Raw genomic sequence first — 16,726 nt, 5'->3', positions numbered from 1 at the left:
TTTTTTCTCCTTTATACGCTTTCATTACTATAAGAATACCCTTTATAAGAAAATAATTCACTATCTTTTTCATATAATAAAAAAATGATGATCTTTGTGACCATCATTTATATTAAACAAATTAGAACTATTTGTTTGCTTTTTCTTTAATTGTTTCTGCAGATGCCTGTAATTTCTTTTCTTCTTCATCTGTCAGTGTCAATTCAACGGTTTGAACAATACCATCACGACCAACAATTGCCGGGTAAGATAAGTAGGTACCATATTTTTCTTGGTAATTTGAAACTGGCATTTCAGTGTGAGCATCGCTTTGAATGGTTTCTACCAAACGAGTCACAGCAGCTGAAATACCGTAGTTAGTATATTGCTTACCCTTATAAACTGTTTGACCACCAAACTTAATTTCATCGTTTAAGTCTTCAAGCTTAAGGTGTTTTGCTTCAGCTACTTCAGTAATTGGTTTTTCCAAAACTTTAACGGTTGACCAAGCAGTAAATTGTGAATTACCGTGTTCACCCAAGTTAAAACCTTCAACTGAACGAGGATCAACATTCATCCGTTCACCAACAGCACGCTTCATACGAGCCGTATCTAAAAGGGTACCGGTACCAATGACATGTTTGCGCGGTAAACCAGTTAGTTCTTGATACATATTAGTAATTGCGTCAACTGGATTGGTAATAGCAACCAAAATACCATTGAAGCCGCTCTTCTTGATTGACTCCGCAATGTCTCCAATTCGCTCACGATTATAGTTCAATTCTGCGAAACGCTCGCCGCCTGCTTCCAACTCAATATTTCCAAAAGCACTAATGACAATGTCTGCATCCTTGAGGGCGGAATAATCATTGATTGTAATAGTAGTGTGATGCTTCAAATTTGCCATCGCGTCTTGAAAATCAAGCTGATCTGCTCTAACCTTTGCTTCATTAACATCAATCATAACGAGGTCATCTACTAAACCTGTTAATATTAACTGTTGCGCTACCGTACTGCCAACGTGACCGTCACCGATAACTCCTATTTTATTACTCATAATTTTCCCTCCTACTTGTTTTTCAAAATTATGTAATTTCTATTATATACAAAATAATGACAAAAATAAAATTATTTTTAAAAAAATATTAGGCTTTTTGCTATTATTGCTAAATATAAATTAAAACTCACTCATTTTTTAAATTTCTCTTCCAAGAAAGCGTATACTAAAGAGAGGAGGTACATTATGAGACAAATTAAAATTGGCAATACCAACTTTTCTGGTTCAGCCATTGCACTCGGAATTATGCGCATGAATAAACTGACTGTTGATGAAGCTGTCAAGGTATTAGAAACTGCCCATGAAACTGGTATTAACTATATTGATTCAGCTGATGTTTATGGTCACGGTAAATCTGAAGAAATTTTCGGAGAAGCATTACAAAAATCATCTTTAAAACGCGACGATTTTTATATTCAATCTAAGACTGGGATTTATGAAAATCCTGAATTAGATTACAAGACTACCAGGTATGATTTTTCTAAGAAATATCTGATTAATGCTGTAGATGGCATTCTTTCTCGCATGAGAATTGATTATTTAGACAGTTTGCTGCTGCACAGACCAGACGCTCTGATGGATCCTGCAGAAATCGCTGCTGCCTTTGATGAGTTACAAAGAGACGGTAAAGTGCGTCATTTTGGCGTTTCCAACTTCAACCCGATGCAAGTCGATTTACTGCAGAGTGGAGTTAGTCAAAGACTGTTAATTAATCAACTGCAATTAAGTGTCATGCACACTGGTCCAATTGATTTCAATATTCACACTAATATGACTGATGAGCGGAGTATTGATCATGACCGTGGCGTTTTGGATTACTCACGCTTGCACAACATGACCGTTCAGGCATGGTCGCCTTTCCAATACGGTCAAATTGAAGGCAATTTCATTGGTAATTCTAAGTTTCCGGAGATTAATGATGCCTTGCAAAAAGTAGCTGATCAAAAGGGTGTTTCTAAAAATGCTGTTGCTGCTGCATGGATTTTAAGGCATCCTGCAAATACACAAGTTATTATCGGTACGATGACACCAGCTCATATCATCGACAGTGCCAAGGGAGCAGATATTTCACTTACTGCTCAGGAATGGTATGACATTTATCTAGCTGCTGGTAATGATTTGCCTTAAAATTAGCTGATAACACAAAAATCCTAACGCAATTTTACGTTAGGATTTTTTTGCCAATATTAATCAATTGACTTGGATTTTCTACTGTAACTATTAGGTATATTGAGTTTTTTACGGTATTTAGCAATCACTCGTCGACTTAAAGTCACATCATGCGCTGCAAAAATTTCTACTAATTGCTGATCACTTAAGGGAGCACGGACATCTTCTTTTTTTATGATCTTTTGCAGGTCGTATTCTATGCGTGCTTGAGATAAATCAGTAGTTACTTTACGCGGAAAAAGAATTTTCAAACTGAAAACCTTATTCTGACACTGGACGTATTTATCTTTAATCGCCCTGCTAATTGTACTTGGTGCCAGACCCAAGGCTTGAGCGGTTTCTTTTAAACCAAGTGGCTTTAATTTCTGCTTTTGCATTGTAGTTAAAAAACTATGTTGAAACTGGCCCACATATTTACCCAATCTCATGATAGTTTTCTGACGCTCTGCAATCGCATTTTTCATTTCAAGAAAACGCTGCTTTTGCTCCGAAAAATACTTACTTTCATTAGATTGATCTTTTAATTCACGATATGATTTTTCATCAAAAACCATCTCTGGTATTTGCGCTTGAAAGTTTTCTACCGTTATACGTCCATCTGTTACCTTGTAAATCAAATCGGGTAACAAATATTGAACATTACTGTCAACTATATAATCGCTGGCTGGAGTCGGGTTCAATGTTTGTATGCTGGCCAATGCATCATTTAATTCCGATATTGAAAACCTAGAGTTAGACCATTTTTTAGGATCGGCCAGCATTTCCAACTGATTATCAAGCAAAATTTCAAGTGCTACAGGATTAAAGTTGTCTTTTTGTTTTGCCTGAAGTGCTAAACATTCAGCCAGATTTGCACCCCCGATTCCACATGGATCAAGACTTTGAAGCAGGCTTTTTGCCCTTAATAATTTTGCAAGCGTAAACTCAGTTTGTTCAGCAATTTTCGCTAAATCAATTCTCAAGTAGCCATCTTCATCAAGATGGTAAATCAAAGCTTTGACTGCACTTTTTTCCCAACTGTGCCAGTCGCTTAAATCCACTTGCATCAATAAATGATCTATTAAATTCTCTGTTTCAGGCGAGCGCAGCCATTCCAAATTCTGCATCTCGCCTTTAGGTTCTTTCAAAGTCACAAAGGGATTACTAGCACTCATTTCCCTCATGGCATTTATTAAGTCATGAGTACTGTAGGAAAGAACGGTTAAATTCTGCTTTAATTTTGGTGACAAAAAAAGCCGTGTCACTAACTGCTCTTTTGGCTTTAATACCATTTTTTGCAATCGTGTCATCAGCTTTTCCTCCTCTTACTTAAATACAATTATACCAAATTATATTATAGGAAAAAAACTTTCTATCGTGGACGTAAATTTTCTCTTGCAGGTAGACTATTTGTTATTCCATTTGGATTAGCACCATACCAATAAGCTACTGAAGATAAGTCATCACTTCTTTCAAATAATCCCACATCATCGTTACCAATTTGTTGCAGAGTAACATGAATATCGCCATCAAAAGAAATAGGATCTACTAAATGCCAGCGGTATAAAGCATTCTGCGGCAAACCATCATTACCAAATGCATGAGGCGAATTCGGTTTACCAGTACTGAAGTGTTCTCGTGAATGGTCTACATTACTATGGTAAGGGAATCCAAGGTACGGTGTACAAAAAGTAGCAGGATATGTTGTGCCATCTTCATTATACTTGTGAAAAGCCCATGCTCCACCAAAGTAATCTTCCATCCCTGTAGAAGTAATTGTAGGGTATTTATGGTCTCCATCAAGATAAAATTTAAATTCTCCTTCACCCCACCAGTATCGTTCCAAAGCAGTTAATGCAATGAAAGTTCCAACATAGTAGCCATGATCAGAGATCTCAGGCAACAATGTATAGTCTTGTTGAATTTGGGTTTGTCTCTCCCTATTCCAGTATGCATGAAAATATAATTTATGAGCTTCATCAACTTGATCATGCAGTTCATAATTAATAGTATAGAAAAATGATCTAATATCCTGTCTGAACAAGTTTGTGATAGTTATGCGTGCATTTTTTTTAAAAGGCATTTCAAAATATGAGTTCATACCTCCAGTGGGAGCAACAACAATTGGTGCAGAATTAACATCATAGCGTTCCCCAAATCCATTGCAAAAGAAGTCTCCCAAAGGGCAATTCACAGCTGGAACTGTTTCATTATCCCAATAGATTCGTAAAATTGTATTACGCATAATAAAACTGCCTTGTTCAGTATGATCACGAATAGTAAACCACATATGTTTTATTTCACCAGAACCATTAATATCGGCAATGGTTATTTCTTCATTTATAGGTAAAGTAATGCTGGCTTTGCCCTTACGACTTGGTCCCAGCTCGCTTGCCGTCATAGCTGCTTTTCCTTTGGCTCCTGTTGGATTCTCTGGTGTTATGGCTCTGGTAGCAAAGGAATTATACTCTGTCAAACTGCTAAACATTTAAACGTTCCTTTCTTCAAGTTGAACACTATTATTAGTGTTTAAACTCTTCTTTATTAAATGGTCACAATTCTGTGGCTGAAAAATAACCTCTATTTCTTTCTTTAGAGATCCAGTTAAAGATACTGTGATTTTTTTCTCCATTTCGTTTTTTTGATAATTTAGGTTTACTTTCAATCCTTGAGCTAATGGAAATTGCTGCCAAGTAAAATCAGGAGTAATTTTCAGTGGTCTTAACCATAATTTATTTTCTGGTGCATCAAACTGAATACCCAATATATTTTTTATCATTAAAGCACTAAAAGTTCCATCGCTCCAACCACATTTACCACAATGATTAAAGCGACTAACCTCTTCCTGATCTTGACCAACCTCGTATGGCCACCACCACCAGCTGCCATCTAAATCTGCAAGCTTATTAAGCAAAGTTAGTCTCTTATCAAATTCATTACTATTATCAACTGTACCCATTAGCAAAGTAATGTATCCGGGAAAAGTTGCTTCTGATTGGTTTCCCCATGAAATTCCTTTGCTTAATGAACTATAACTAGGATTTTGCTTACTTCCAGCAAATTTCATAGTAGAAAGATAGTTTTCATTAATTACGTTACAAAATCCATAAAATGGTGCAAGTGTTGTATCGGATTCTTCACCATCATGGAATTCTAAAGTAATTTGCCCGTGGTGATTTACTCTGGTTAGAAAGTCAAGTCCCTGCTTTAACAGTCCTGTTTCATATTGCTTGGAATCTACACTTAGTTTGTGATTGCTTGGATTTATACCTTCAAGATATTTTTTTCTACCTTGTTTATTTTCAACTAAGCAATATTCATCAATATTCTTCTTCAATTTATCAGCAACTTCTTTATAATACTTTGCCTCTTTTGGTTGGTCCAAAATTTTATTATAAATATTACTGATACTATTTATAGCCGACCATAGAGTTATTTGAGTTCCAGTATGAAATTCTCCTAAAGCCAGACCATCAGAAATCCATTGTGATTTTATCAATCCGTATTTTTGATCTAAACGAGCAATTAAGTAGTTAACGACATATAAAACATGTTGCCACACTTGAGGATTATTTCTAATAAATTCAAAATCATTTGTTTGTGCCAAATAAAATGACAACAAATTTGCACAATTCAATGAATTTACCACTGAATGCTCAATCCCTCCAACAAATTTGTCGCCTTGTGGTTTGATTTCATATTGTGAAAACCACAAAATAATTCTTTTAACCAATCCGTGATCAAAATAAATGGCTGGCAAGCTGGCATAATACATATCCCGCAACCAGGTACGATTAATTACTGGACTTGAGCCCCAATTTGCACCAACAACTTTATTATCAGTAGCGCAAGAAATACTATTTAAGGCACTATCTGCTTTTCTAATAATTAGTGCTGCCAATTGTGGCTTTTCAGGTATTTCCAATTGCCCATACTTTTGCGCAATATGATCGTAGGAAGTAACAATAGTATTTTCCATTGCTTTTTTAGATACATTAAATGTGACATTGGGATCAGTTATAAATACCCAACCAATACCTTGATGCATGGTACGTTTCCCTGCACAGTAATTAAATTCTACATTATGACGATCGGAAAATTTTTGATTAAAACATCTGGGGAAAATTAAATGTGCTTTATCATTACCTGTCAAAGCACAAACTTCAATTAGTCCACTAACAGAAGCACCTGACTCTAAATAGATTGGTAAAAATAGTTGTAAAACTTTAAAACTGCCAAAATTATGAATATACCTAGGAAACAAATTATACATAAGATCATATCTTATTGTGTGAGTTCCCTCTGCCAAAGAAAATCTTTGGTTATTAAATTCAATTTCAGAAGTAATATTCTCTTCTTGAACAAAGCCATTAGAGACCCAAGTGCCAGGTTTATCTTCAGTATAATACGAGTCTCTAAAAAAGCTGATACTTTTTATAGTGCCTTTTTCATCTAAGCTAGCAAGCATTTTTTGATTACTAATATCAATTGAAAAGTCCTTGTCAGGAAGTAAATGTTCATAATAACTTTCTTTATTAGTGCTTGCTTCTTTGTTTTTCAAGGAAGTAATGTTATAAAAATTGTTTTCTGGTGTTTGCCAAGCTTCTTCGACAATTTTTTTAATTAAAGGATTCATATTAGACTATTCCGATTAATGACGCCAAAATCGATAGCACAACAATTGCAAAAATTAGGCTGATCACACCGATTTTCTTGTCTTTTAAAAGTTTGTAACATACTAAAGTAATTGCCACAGGTAACAAACCTTTAAATATTTGATCAAGGACCGATTGGACATCCATTATCGTTTTGCCACCCATTGTCCATTTAATCGTAGTTTTAAAAATTACCATTTGCACAGTCATAGCACCGACCATTACAAGTCCTAGAATGCTTGCAGCCTTGGTCAATACATTCATTAATCCATTTTCATAAAGTTTTTTAACATAACTTGAACCTAAAGAATAGCCCAAGAAACCGCCATAATAACGAATAATGTAGTTAGGTATATTAAACATGACTAAAAATATAATTGGTGCGAGAAAATTGCCATTTTTAGCAAAATTAATAGCCAAAGCTGCACAAACTGCACGCCAAACTCCCCAAAATAAAGAGTCGCCAATACCAGCTAAAGGCCCCATCAAGCTGGTCTTAACAGCATTAATTGAATCAGCATTGAAATCAGGTTCTTTACTGTTTTCCTTTTCCATTGAAGCGGCAATACCCATAACAAAAGTAGACATTGGTACAGTAGTACTAAAGTAAGAAGTTTCACGTTCCAAAGCTTTACGTCTACCAGCTTCATCATTTTTATAATATTTATTAATGAAAGGCATTAGTGAGTAGCAGAAACCGCCACCACCCATCAAAACTGGGTTAACAGATATGTACATGGTTGAGGACCGCCAGAACATACTGCGAATCATTTTCTTTTCATCTTTAGACAAACCTTGTGTTAATTTCATGCGAAAAAGTCCTCCTCTTCTTGACTAAATGATTTTTTCTCATCCTTTTGATCTGAATCAGATACAGAACTAGTAACTCCCTTATTTTTAGAAAGTTTTATTTCACTCATATCACGTTCAGCAATAGCTACAGCTACAATAGCTGCAATGACCGCAATAGCCATTAATGGCAATTTTAAGTAAGCCATTAATACAACTCCTAAAAAGTAATATTGTGCCAGCTTGTTGTCCCATAACAGTAGTAGTAACATTGCCATTCCGACTGCTGGTAATAAATTACCTGCAACTGTTAGGCCATTCATAATTGACTTTGGAATTGCCTGCAGAGCAAATTGCACTGCCTTTGAACCAAAAAGAACAGCAAAAAACGGGATCAGCGAATATAAACCATAGTGTAAGAACCATAAGCCATAGTGTAGTGCTACCATTTTTTTATCTTCGCCTTTTCTTGCAAATTTAGCGAATAAAGGAGCAAAAGGCCCGATTACAAACGAAAGAATCATGTTTAAAAACTGTAAGCCTAACACTGCTAATGGAAATGCCAGTGTAATATTAGCGCCCATATTTCCAGACTGAATTGTAAACACTGTAGCCAAAGCCGCAGCTAATGCCGGCTCTGCGGTGCTTGAAATACCAATATTGACGACACCCATAAAAATAGTTTCAACTGAAGCTCCTACTAGTAGTCCTGTGTGTATATCACCTAATAAAAATCCCAGTAAAGGCGCTACTACAATGGGTCTGCTAAGCATGGCATTTCCAAAAAATTCATGTCCTGCAGTGCCTACAAAAACCGCAATAGCAGTCATTAAAGCATCATAAAACATTTTTTACCTCCTATTTTTCAAGTTTCTTTAAAAGATCTTTACCCATATGTTTTTCCATATTTGGTGTACCTTGGAAATAAGTATCAGGATATTCTGCTACTAATTTCTTTAAATATTCAATCTCTTCTGGTGACAGCCGTACTTCCTTTGTGAGAGTGACTTCATCACCCTTTGCATCCATCTTACCGGCATTACCAATGTTGACCTGCTCCGGCTTTTCATTGACATTGTCTGCAATAGTAAGGGCATCCTTGACAGTGGTAGTAATGACCAGTAAACGCATGTTATGAGAACGCTCATCATTAAGCAACTTAATTGCATTGTCTACTGATGAAATGATCGTCTTAATATCTGACGGTGCTGCCATTTTGAGCATCATTTTTTGCATATCATCTGATGCCGCTTTATCGTTAGCTACCACAATCCCCTGCAGTTTTAAAGCTTTACTCCATGACATTGAAATCTGGCCGTGAATCAGTCTTTCATCTACTCTTAATGCCGCAATCATCTTTTTTCTCCTTATTTAAAAAATTCTTCTTCTTGATTTGACAAACTATTATTATCATCATCAATTTGGAACAATTCTACTTGACTCTGATTTATCAAATCCTGTAGATGTTGTTTAGTTAGCTTTTCGGTATCTAAAAGCACTGCTAATACAACTGCAAGATTAGTTTGAGTAACTACAAATATATCTTTTTCCTTAGCAACTCTTAAGACTACATTTTGATTTACACTGCCCCCTTTTAAATCTGTAAAAATCACAGCTGGTCGTTTAGACTTTGCAATAAAATCATCTATTTGTTTTATATAGTCTGATTTATCAACATAGGCATCGATAACTTTAATTTTCTTGCTCATACCCGTTAAGATTTCGATAGAGCTGTTTAAGCCACTGGCAAAATGCCCATGACTTGCAATCAATATATCTGTCATCTTGTCACTCCTTTAGTTATTTACCATTTCACTAATGTTTAGCAAATATAATGCCAAGTGCTGTTTAAAAGCATAAAAAAAGAAGTGTTTAAGCCAGTAAACACTTCTTAGTAAAATTTTAAACTCTTTTAAATAAACTGTTTAAACAATTCATATAAAAGGGACATCTCGTATGTAGAAACTTTAATATTATATTTGATTTCAATAGGTTGAAATATACTTTTGGTAATTTTGTAAAAGTTCCTTTCTTTTTCTGACTTTGGTTTAACAGGAACTTCTGAAGTGTTACGCATCATTGTGCGTTCAATCATAAGCGCTATGTGCATGTACAGATTCAATTTGACTTTACCATCTAATTTTAAATTATAATAGTCTTCGTATTTCCTATTAATAGTTTCCACTTCTCCAAGTACTACATCTGGATTTAAAAAACTAAGCCTTTCTGAAATTCCTTCCTTTGAAAAGAAACGCAACAATTGATTATTGAAGCTTTCCAATTGTCCTGGAGTTAGATAAGGAGAGAGCCACTTCTTAAGTTTATTTTCACCACGGGAATCTAATATGTCATATAGATTCATATGGTTAAACTCAACTTTTTCTGTGATATCAATTGTAGTTAATACAAAAAGCGTTTGCTTGAAATACGACCATTTCTTACCAGCAATTTTTTCTTTTAAAGAATTATAACCTATTGGTATTACCTTTATCCCTACAGGTAAATATTGTCGCATGATATCACTGATTTTTTCAGCTATTCCTAATCCAGAAATACATGAAACCAAAATATTCATTGACTGGGAAAAGCCCTCATAATACTTAACATCAATGCCGTAATCTTTTTCTGCTTTTTCCGCTATTTGCTTGAAAGGCAAATTTTGTTTCATTTGAAGTGCTAAATCTAAGGCAGTTAAAGTTGTTAAATTATTAACTACCAACAAATCGCCATCCAATTGGGCACTAATTTGGCCATAAAGCTGGCTCAATGAACCCATATCTATCATCAAAATGAAACCATTGGTGGTGTTAAAGCTACTAATTAACTTGTTAGCTTCCTTGATAACAGTAGTTATATCAGCATCAATTGGCATATCGATTGCATCAAAAATATAGTTGCCACAAAGATAATTAATAACTGCCTGAATACTGGTGGCTGTATTTTCACCATGAGCTACCATTAAACCACGTAACTGAATATTTTCATCCACATGGTCACTTAACAACAATGCCAGGATTAAAGCTATGCTTTTATGACTTTCAGAATCTAAAACAGGTAATTTTTCATAAAATTTGCTGGCTACATGAAATGAACGAGGCAAATAATTCGTTATTACTTCTTTCAGCTTAGAGATATCACAATTGGGTTTAAAGTGACGCACATATAACAAATAAATAATCGGTTCTAAATAATCAGTTTTATTTAAACCATATTGTTTGACAATGATATTTTTAAAAAGGTATTGATGTTGAACATGTAAACCAGATTTTAATGACTCTTTATTAATAAATTTATTAACTGCCTGCACTCTTAACCGACATGTATTCAAGTTTTCATCAGTATAATTATCTTCAAGAATTTTTAGAGAATCAGTAATATCAGTTAATTTTTGTTCCAAACTAATCTGGGGTATAAAAGATTTCTTTTTATCTGGATCAACAATTATTTCTCCATAATCTTTAAATTCAGGTAAAGTTTCCAGTTCTAGATTTTTTAATTTAAGAGTAATGGTAGTGCTGTTATAACAATCATGATAGGCTGCAGCACATGAAACTTTAATGGTATTTTTAAGATACCCAATATTTCCAGTATGATTTAGTTGTAAAAGTGTTGATACCACATCTTTATCTACAAAAATTTTTTTATTAATTTTATGAGCTTCACTCATAAATAATGTATCAATTAGCTCCAATCGTTCGTCAACGGGTCGATCAATATAATCAGGTAAATTTATTCTGACGGGAATCCGTCGTAAAAAGGTTGTTAAAAGAACATTTTCAGGCATTTCGGTCGTTGCCATAATCAGTCTGACTTTTGACTTTTGCGGATGTACATTATCTCCCATTTTATAAAATTGCCCGGAGTCAATAAAACTAAAAAGCTTTTCCTGATTTTCACTACTGAGACGATGCACTTCATCCAAAAATAAATAACCGCCATTTGCCTCTTTCAGCAAACCATCTTTAGCAGTATCGGCGCCAGTAAATGCACCTTGAACATAGCCAAAAAGCATACTGGAAATAAGTTCAGGATTGTTGGCATAATTAGCACAATTTAAAACTATATAAGGTGCTTTAGTAGCAATAACACCAATTTCTTTAGAATAAGAATATAATTTACGAGCTAAAAAGCTTTTTCCTACTCCTGACTTGCCTGTAATTAAAACATTTAATCCATCAGGAGGATAAGCTGCTGCAGCACTTAACTGTTCAATTGCTTTTTTCAGTGAACCGTCACTACCAATTACACTCTCAAAAGACGCATGTTTAATTGGATTTTTAGCCTCAACTTTAGACCACTTAACCGGTCGTTCAGCAATTTTTTGTATTTTCTTGTCTTTAACTAATTGGTTAAGATAATGACTAACTACTGATCTAGATAAACTTAACCTTTGGGCGAGACCCTTCGTGTCAATTGTTGTACCATCTGGTAATAATTCAATTTCTTTTAATACACGCTCTTTAGCTATACTCATTTCTTTTAACTACCCCTACTTTCATTATCTGTATTATAACCATTAATCAGAGCGCTTTCTATTTATCATCACTACCATATAAATTAGATTTTAAAGAGTTTATCTTTAGCCATCCATTTTTAACATTAACAATAAAATTAAATTAAGCCTTGACTTTAATTTCTTATTTTTTTATAATTCGGTTATTGAAGTTAGAGGTAAGGGTAATGATTCAATTTAGTCAAAAAGAAAATCAACTAAATAATCGTTATTATCTTAGCTACTATAGATAAGAGTTTGGGTTCATCTAGGTGGATTCAAACTAAACACAAGTTTGAATTTATCTATGATGGCTAAGACTCTTTTAGTTTGGTTAGCCACATAGCTTTCTAAGTGGCTGACCACATTCAATCGTTTTTGGCAATAAAAATTTTTGTGTACCCGCTTAGAAATAAGTGGGTATTTTTTATGGAGGCAGAAAATGCATTTCAAGAAATTGATCACAGGAATTAGTATTGTCGGATTAATGGCACTGGGAGGGTGCAGCAGCAAAAAAGCCAGCAAGGCGCCTGATGTTAAACATGTTGGTGTCTTACAAGTAGTGCAGCACCCCTCTTTAGATAAGGCATACAAAGGTTTTAAAAAGGGACTAAAAGAAAGTGGTTTTGTTGAAGGTAAAAATCTTAAAATTGACTACCAGAATGCGCAAAACAATCAAGACAATCTGAAAAGTATGAGTGAAAAACTGGTTAATGAAAAATCAGATTTGATTTTGGGCATTGCCACTCCAGCTGCACAGAGCGTTGCTAATGCGACCCAAAAAATACCAACTGTTGTTACTGCTGTAACTGACTTGAAAGCAGCCAAGTTAGTTGATTCAGATGCTAAACCTGGCAGAAACATTACGGGAACAACAGACATGGTTTCAATTAAAAGACAAATTAAATTATTGCTATCAATCGTACCCAAGGCAAAAACTGTAGGCATTATGTACAATGCCGGTGAGTCAAACTCTAAAATACAGGCCGATTTAGCTACGGCGGCACTGAAAAAAGCAGGAGTGAAAGTTTTGATTAAAACTGCAAACACAACTAATGATGTTCAGCAAGTAACTGAAACGCTTGCCTCTAAAGTTGACGGTATATTCGTTCCTACTGACAATACTTTCGATTCAGCTGCTTCTGTAGTTGGAAAAGTAGTCAAAGAAAAGAAAGTTCCCCTGGTAGCAAGTTCCGTTGATCAAGTTAGAACAGGTGGTTTGGCCTCAATCGGAATTGATTACGAATTATTAGGAGAACAAACTGGTAAAATGGCGGCCAAGATTTTATCTGGTAAAGCCAAGCCAGCTAACATGCCGGTTGAAAGAGCACATGATATGAAATTAGTTGTTAACAAGAGTATGGCTAAAGCACTGGGAATTGATCCTAAATCAATTAAAGCACCCAAATAATTTTAAATTGATATAAAAAGGCCACTGAACAGTGAAATAAAAAGCAAAAGTGAAAAGCTTTGTTGCTTATTTCAAATGGGTGACCTTTTTATTTAGCCTTTGCTTTAAGTGATCATAATTATTATTATTTTTACAAGCTAAATTTATTATTTCTTGACTTTTTCTTCTTTATTTTTTATAATCTTCTCATTAAGGTTGGAGGTAAAGTTTTATGAAATATAATTTAATACGAGTCTCACAACTGAATAACCGTTATTACTTTAGCTATTTTAGATAAGGTTTGGGTTCATCTAGATGAATTCAAACCAGACTCAAGTTTTGAATTTATCTATGATGGCTAAAGTCCTTTAATTGCGGTTAGCCACATAACTTTCTAAGTGGCTAATCACAAATGATTATTACTAATAATTCTTGTATATCCACTTAGAAATAAGTGGATATTTTTTTACGGTCAGCAGTATTACGGAGGAACGAAAATGCGAATCAAGAAAATTATTATGGGAATGGCTTTAACTAGTCTGTTGCTGCTTAGTGGCTGCAGTAACAAGAAATCAGGCAGTACAGCAACTGTCAAACATGTGGGTATACTGCAGGTAGTACAGCATCCCTCATTAGATGAGGCTAACAAAGGTTTCAAAGAAGGCTTGAAAGAGAATGGCTACGTTGAAGGCAAGAATCTAAAAATTGATTATCAAAATGCCCAAAATAGCCAAGACAATCTGAAAAGTATGAGTGAAAAACTAGTCAATGAAAAATCAGATTTAATTTTAGGAATTGCCACACCGGCAGCGCAAAGCGTAGCTAATGCAACCCAAGATATTCCTATTGTAGTAACTGCAGTGACTGATCTAAAAGCTGCTAAATTAGTAAATTCAGATGCAAAACCTGGCAGAAATGTTACTGGAACTACTGACATGGTTTCAATTGATAAACAAATAAAATTGTTATTATCAATAGTGCCTAAGGCTAAAACAATTGGCATTATGTACAATGCGGGCGAAGCCAATTCTAAAATTCAAGCTGATCTAGCCATCAAGGCATTGAAAAAAGCTGGCGTTAAAGTTTTAGTTAAAACAGCTAATACCACTAACGACGTTCAACAAGTAACAGAAACCTTAGCTGGTAAAGTACAAGGAATTTACGTACCAACAGACAATACATTTGCTTCTGCTTCTTCAATTATTGGTAAGGTTGTTAAGGAAAAGAAGATCCCACTAGTAGCTGGTTCAACTGACCAAGTTAAAACTGGCGGCTTGGCTTCTATTGGAATAGATTATGAGGCACTTGGTAAACAAACCGGTAAAATGGCCGCTAAGATTTTAGATGGTAAAGCTAAACCTAAAGACATGCCTGTTGAAAGGGCAACTGATTTGAAATTGGTGGTTAACAAGAAAATGGCAAAGGCACTTGGAATTGATCCTGCTTCAATTAAAGCACCTAAGTAAATTAAAGAAAGGCAGCGTGAATCAATAGTTATGTTGAATACATTTTGGGAGTTATTACTTTCATCTACTTCTCAAGGATTACTTTGGTCATTAATGGCAATTGGTGTTTACTTAACTTTTCGGATATTAGATCTAGCCGACATGACAGCTGAAGGCAGCTTTCCGTTAGGGGGAGCCGTTGCAACGATGTGTATTATTAAGGGAATTAATCCTGTTTTAGCAACTATTGCCGCATTTGTTGGCGGTTTGATTGCTGGCTTAGTTACTGGTATTTTGAACACCAAATTGCGTATTCCTTCCTTACTAGCAGGAATTATTACAATGACTGGACTGTACTCCATTACTTCCAGAGTAATGCAAAACGCTGCTAATGTTTCATTGTTGGGCAAAGATACAGTTTTTACAATTGCGCAAAATTGGGGATTAAGTCGTAACAATGCAGTAATTGCGATGGGATTGATAATTGCACTTTTGGTTATACTATTATTAGTTGTTTTTTTCAAAACTGAAATTGGCCTAGCTATGAGAGCTACAGGCGACAATCCTCAAATGAGTGCCGCAAATGGTATCAAAACTCAAGGAATGAAAATTTTAGGCTATATGATTTCTAACGGATGCATTGCCCTGTCAGGTGGACTTTTAGCACAAAATAACGGCTTTGCCGATCTTAACTCTGGTGTTGGTACTCTGGTTATTGGATTAGCTTCAATTATTATTGCAGAAGTACTTATCAGGAATCTGTCAATTGGTGGTCGTTTACTTACTTTAGTCGTAGGTGCCATCATTTATAGGCTGATTTTAGCTCTGGTTTTCCAGATGAATGTAGAACCATCTGATGCAAAATTAGCTTCAGCTTTAGTTTTAGTTGTGTGCTTAACTTTGCCGAATTTCCACTTGCCACGCAATCTTAAAGGAGGAAAGCAAAATGCCAGAAGTACTAAAGATTAAAAATTTACATCAAACTTTTGAACAAGGAACTGTCAATGAAAACCGGGTTTTACGCGGAATTGACCTTAATTTAGAAGCCGGGGATTTTGTGACTATCATTGGTAGTAACGGAGCCGGTAAGTCTACCCTGCTCAATAGTATTGCTGGTACGCTGCCTATTCAAGAGGGTCAAATTATTTTAAAAGGTACCGATATTACAAAAATGCCTGTTACTAAACGAGCAAAAAATATTAGTCGCGTATTTCAAGATCCTAAAATGGGAACAGCGGTCAGATTAACAGTTGAAGAAAATTTGGCTTTAGCGATGAAACGAGGCCAACGACGCGGTTTTCGTCCCGGCGTTAAAAAACAGGATAGAAAATTTTTCAAAAAGCAGCTGGCACAACTTAACTTAAATTTGGAAAACCGTTTGGAAACTGAAATTGGACTTCTTTCCGGAGGTCAAAGACAAGCAATTACACTCTTAATGGCTACTTTGCAAAGACCAGATTTGATTTTACTGGATGAGCATACTGCTGCTCTTGATCCGCAAACCTCGATTACAGTCATGCAATTAACTGAAAAGTTAATATCCGAACAGCATTTAACGGCTTTTATGGTTACCCACAACATGGAAGATGCTATACGATACGGTAATCGATTGATTATGTTGCATCAAGGTCGTGTGGCAATTGATTTGGCCGGTGAAGATAAACAAAACTTGACGGTGCCTAAACTGATGGAACTATTCCAAAAGCACGTTGGTTCGAGGCTTGAAGACGATGCTATTTTACTGGCTTAAAACAGAAAAACAATCTGAAT

Annotated in this window: 14 protein-coding genes; 5 read left to right on the top strand and 9 right to left on the bottom strand. The window is 35.2% G+C overall.

Annotated elements, in window-relative coordinates; all coding sequences use genetic code 11:
* Positions 1–127 precede the first annotated feature (127 nt).
* The gene (locus F5ESL0261_RS01650; RefSeq protein WP_045927542.1) at positions 128–1,036 is read right to left on the bottom strand and encodes an L-lactate dehydrogenase; all 909 of its coding nucleotides are present in this window, start codon (positions 1,034–1,036) and stop codon (positions 128–130) included.
* A 186-nt stretch (positions 1,037–1,222) separates the two neighbouring features.
* Here F5ESL0261_RS01650 and F5ESL0261_RS01645 point away from each other — a divergent pair, with 186 nt between their 5' ends.
* Entirely contained in the window at positions 1,223–2,164 is a 942-nt protein-coding gene (locus tag F5ESL0261_RS01645; RefSeq protein WP_122051925.1) for an aldo/keto reductase family oxidoreductase, read from the top strand.
* Between the two features lie 59 nt (positions 2,165–2,223).
* Here the strand turns inward: F5ESL0261_RS01645 and rpoN are convergent, their stop codons facing one another.
* The 8 genes from rpoN to F5ESL0261_RS01605 all read right to left on the bottom strand — a co-directional run bounded on the left by rpoN (position 2,224) and on the right by F5ESL0261_RS01605 (position 12,103).
* Positions 2,224–3,495: an RNA polymerase factor sigma-54 gene (gene rpoN / locus F5ESL0261_RS01640; protein WP_122051924.1), complete on the bottom strand. Its 1,272-nt coding sequence runs from the start codon at positions 3,493–3,495 to the stop codon at positions 2,224–2,226.
* Between the two features lie 62 nt (positions 3,496–3,557).
* Positions 3,558–4,673 carry a glycoside hydrolase family 172 protein gene (locus tag F5ESL0261_RS01635; RefSeq protein ID WP_122051923.1) on the bottom strand — a complete coding sequence of 372 codons (1,116 nt, stop codon included), beginning with the start codon at positions 4,671–4,673 and terminating at the stop codon, positions 3,558–3,560.
* Positions 4,674–6,821 (bottom strand): hypothetical protein, encoded by a 2,148-nt coding sequence (locus tag F5ESL0261_RS01630; RefSeq protein WP_122051922.1) that lies wholly within the window; start codon positions 6,819–6,821, stop codon positions 4,674–4,676.
* A gap of 1 nt (position 6,822) precedes the next feature.
* Positions 6,823–7,650, bottom strand: a complete 828-nt coding sequence (locus F5ESL0261_RS01625; RefSeq protein ID WP_034978833.1) for a PTS system mannose/fructose/sorbose family transporter subunit IID — start codon at positions 7,648–7,650, stop codon at positions 6,823–6,825.
* The gene (locus tag F5ESL0261_RS01620) at positions 7,647–8,477 is read right to left on the bottom strand and encodes a PTS sugar transporter subunit IIC (protein WP_034978835.1); all 831 of its coding nucleotides are present in this window, start codon (positions 8,475–8,477) and stop codon (positions 7,647–7,649) included. Before F5ESL0261_RS01620 ends, F5ESL0261_RS01625 begins: the two co-directional genes overlap by 4 nt.
* A gap of 10 nt (positions 8,478–8,487) precedes the next feature.
* The gene (locus tag F5ESL0261_RS01615) at positions 8,488–8,985 is read right to left on the bottom strand and encodes a PTS sugar transporter subunit IIB (RefSeq protein ID WP_034978837.1); all 498 of its coding nucleotides are present in this window, start codon (positions 8,983–8,985) and stop codon (positions 8,488–8,490) included.
* Between the two features lie 11 nt (positions 8,986–8,996).
* Positions 8,997–9,413: a PTS sugar transporter subunit IIA gene (locus tag F5ESL0261_RS01610; RefSeq protein ID WP_045927534.1), complete on the bottom strand. Its 417-nt coding sequence runs from the start codon at positions 9,411–9,413 to the stop codon at positions 8,997–8,999.
* 128 nt (positions 9,414–9,541) lie between these two features.
* The gene (locus F5ESL0261_RS01605) at positions 9,542–12,103 is read right to left on the bottom strand and encodes a sigma 54-interacting transcriptional regulator (RefSeq protein WP_122051921.1); all 2,562 of its coding nucleotides are present in this window, start codon (positions 12,101–12,103) and stop codon (positions 9,542–9,544) included.
* A 505-nt stretch (positions 12,104–12,608) separates the two neighbouring features.
* On the opposite strand from F5ESL0261_RS01605, the gene F5ESL0261_RS01600 reads away from it, so the two are divergent.
* The 4 genes from F5ESL0261_RS01600 to F5ESL0261_RS01585 all read left to right on the top strand — a co-directional run bounded on the left by F5ESL0261_RS01600 (position 12,609) and on the right by F5ESL0261_RS01585 (position 16,706).
* Positions 12,609–13,532, top strand: a complete 924-nt coding sequence (locus F5ESL0261_RS01600) for an ABC transporter substrate binding protein (RefSeq protein ID WP_370448880.1) — start codon at positions 12,609–12,611, stop codon at positions 13,530–13,532.
* A 476-nt stretch (positions 13,533–14,008) separates the two neighbouring features.
* Entirely contained in the window at positions 14,009–14,977 is a 969-nt protein-coding gene (locus F5ESL0261_RS01595) for an ABC transporter substrate-binding protein (protein WP_122051919.1), read from the top strand.
* A 30-nt stretch (positions 14,978–15,007) separates the two neighbouring features.
* Complete coding sequence (locus F5ESL0261_RS01590) at positions 15,008–15,925, top strand: ABC transporter permease (protein WP_052697043.1); 918 nt, start codon at positions 15,008–15,010, stop codon at positions 15,923–15,925.
* Positions 15,903–16,706: an ABC transporter ATP-binding protein gene (locus tag F5ESL0261_RS01585; protein WP_122051918.1), complete on the top strand. Its 804-nt coding sequence runs from the start codon at positions 15,903–15,905 to the stop codon at positions 16,704–16,706. The genes F5ESL0261_RS01590 and F5ESL0261_RS01585 overlap by 23 nt, the downstream gene beginning before the upstream one ends.
* The last annotated feature ends 20 nt before the right edge of the window (positions 16,707–16,726 follow it).

This window comes from Lactobacillus sp. ESL0261, assembly GCF_003693025.1.
GTDB lineage: Bacteria > Bacillota > Bacilli > Lactobacillales > Lactobacillaceae > Lactobacillus > Lactobacillus kullabergensis.
This window is presented reverse-complemented; position numbering and strand designations above follow the sequence as displayed.

Bases quoted from the DNA above. Each gene is read 5' to 3' on its own strand.
- F5ESL0261_RS01650 (WP_045927542.1), bottom strand. From the start codon at position 1,036: ATGAGTAATAAAATAGGAGTTATCGGTGACGGTCACGTTGGCAGTACG.
- F5ESL0261_RS01645 (WP_122051925.1), top strand. From the start codon at position 1,223: ATGAGACAAATTAAAATTGGCAATACCAACTTTTCTGGTTCAGCCATT.
- rpoN (WP_122051924.1), bottom strand. From the start codon at position 3,495: ATGACACGATTGCAAAAAATGGTATTAAAGCCAAAAGAGCAGTTAGTG.
- F5ESL0261_RS01635 (WP_122051923.1), bottom strand. From the start codon at position 4,673: ATGTTTAGCAGTTTGACAGAGTATAATTCCTTTGCTACCAGAGCCATA.
- F5ESL0261_RS01630 (WP_122051922.1), bottom strand. From the start codon at position 6,821: ATGAATCCTTTAATTAAAAAAATTGTCGAAGAAGCTTGGCAAACACCA.
- F5ESL0261_RS01625 (WP_034978833.1), bottom strand. From the start codon at position 7,650: ATGAAATTAACACAAGGTTTGTCTAAAGATGAAAAGAAAATGATTCGC.
- F5ESL0261_RS01620 (WP_034978835.1), bottom strand. From the start codon at position 8,477: ATGTTTTATGATGCTTTAATGACTGCTATTGCGGTTTTTGTAGGCACT.
- F5ESL0261_RS01615 (WP_034978837.1), bottom strand. From the start codon at position 8,985: ATGATTGCGGCATTAAGAGTAGATGAAAGACTGATTCACGGCCAGATT.
- F5ESL0261_RS01610 (WP_045927534.1), bottom strand. From the start codon at position 9,413: ATGACAGATATATTGATTGCAAGTCATGGGCATTTTGCCAGTGGCTTA.
- F5ESL0261_RS01605 (WP_122051921.1), bottom strand. From the start codon at position 12,103: ATGAGTATAGCTAAAGAGCGTGTATTAAAAGAAATTGAATTATTACCA.
- F5ESL0261_RS01600 (WP_370448880.1), top strand. From the start codon at position 12,609: ATGGCACTGGGAGGGTGCAGCAGCAAAAAAGCCAGCAAGGCGCCTGAT.
- F5ESL0261_RS01595 (WP_122051919.1), top strand. From the start codon at position 14,009: ATGCGAATCAAGAAAATTATTATGGGAATGGCTTTAACTAGTCTGTTG.
- F5ESL0261_RS01590 (WP_052697043.1), top strand. From the start codon at position 15,008: ATGTTGAATACATTTTGGGAGTTATTACTTTCATCTACTTCTCAAGGA.
- F5ESL0261_RS01585 (WP_122051918.1), top strand. From the start codon at position 15,903: ATGCCAGAAGTACTAAAGATTAAAAATTTACATCAAACTTTTGAACAA.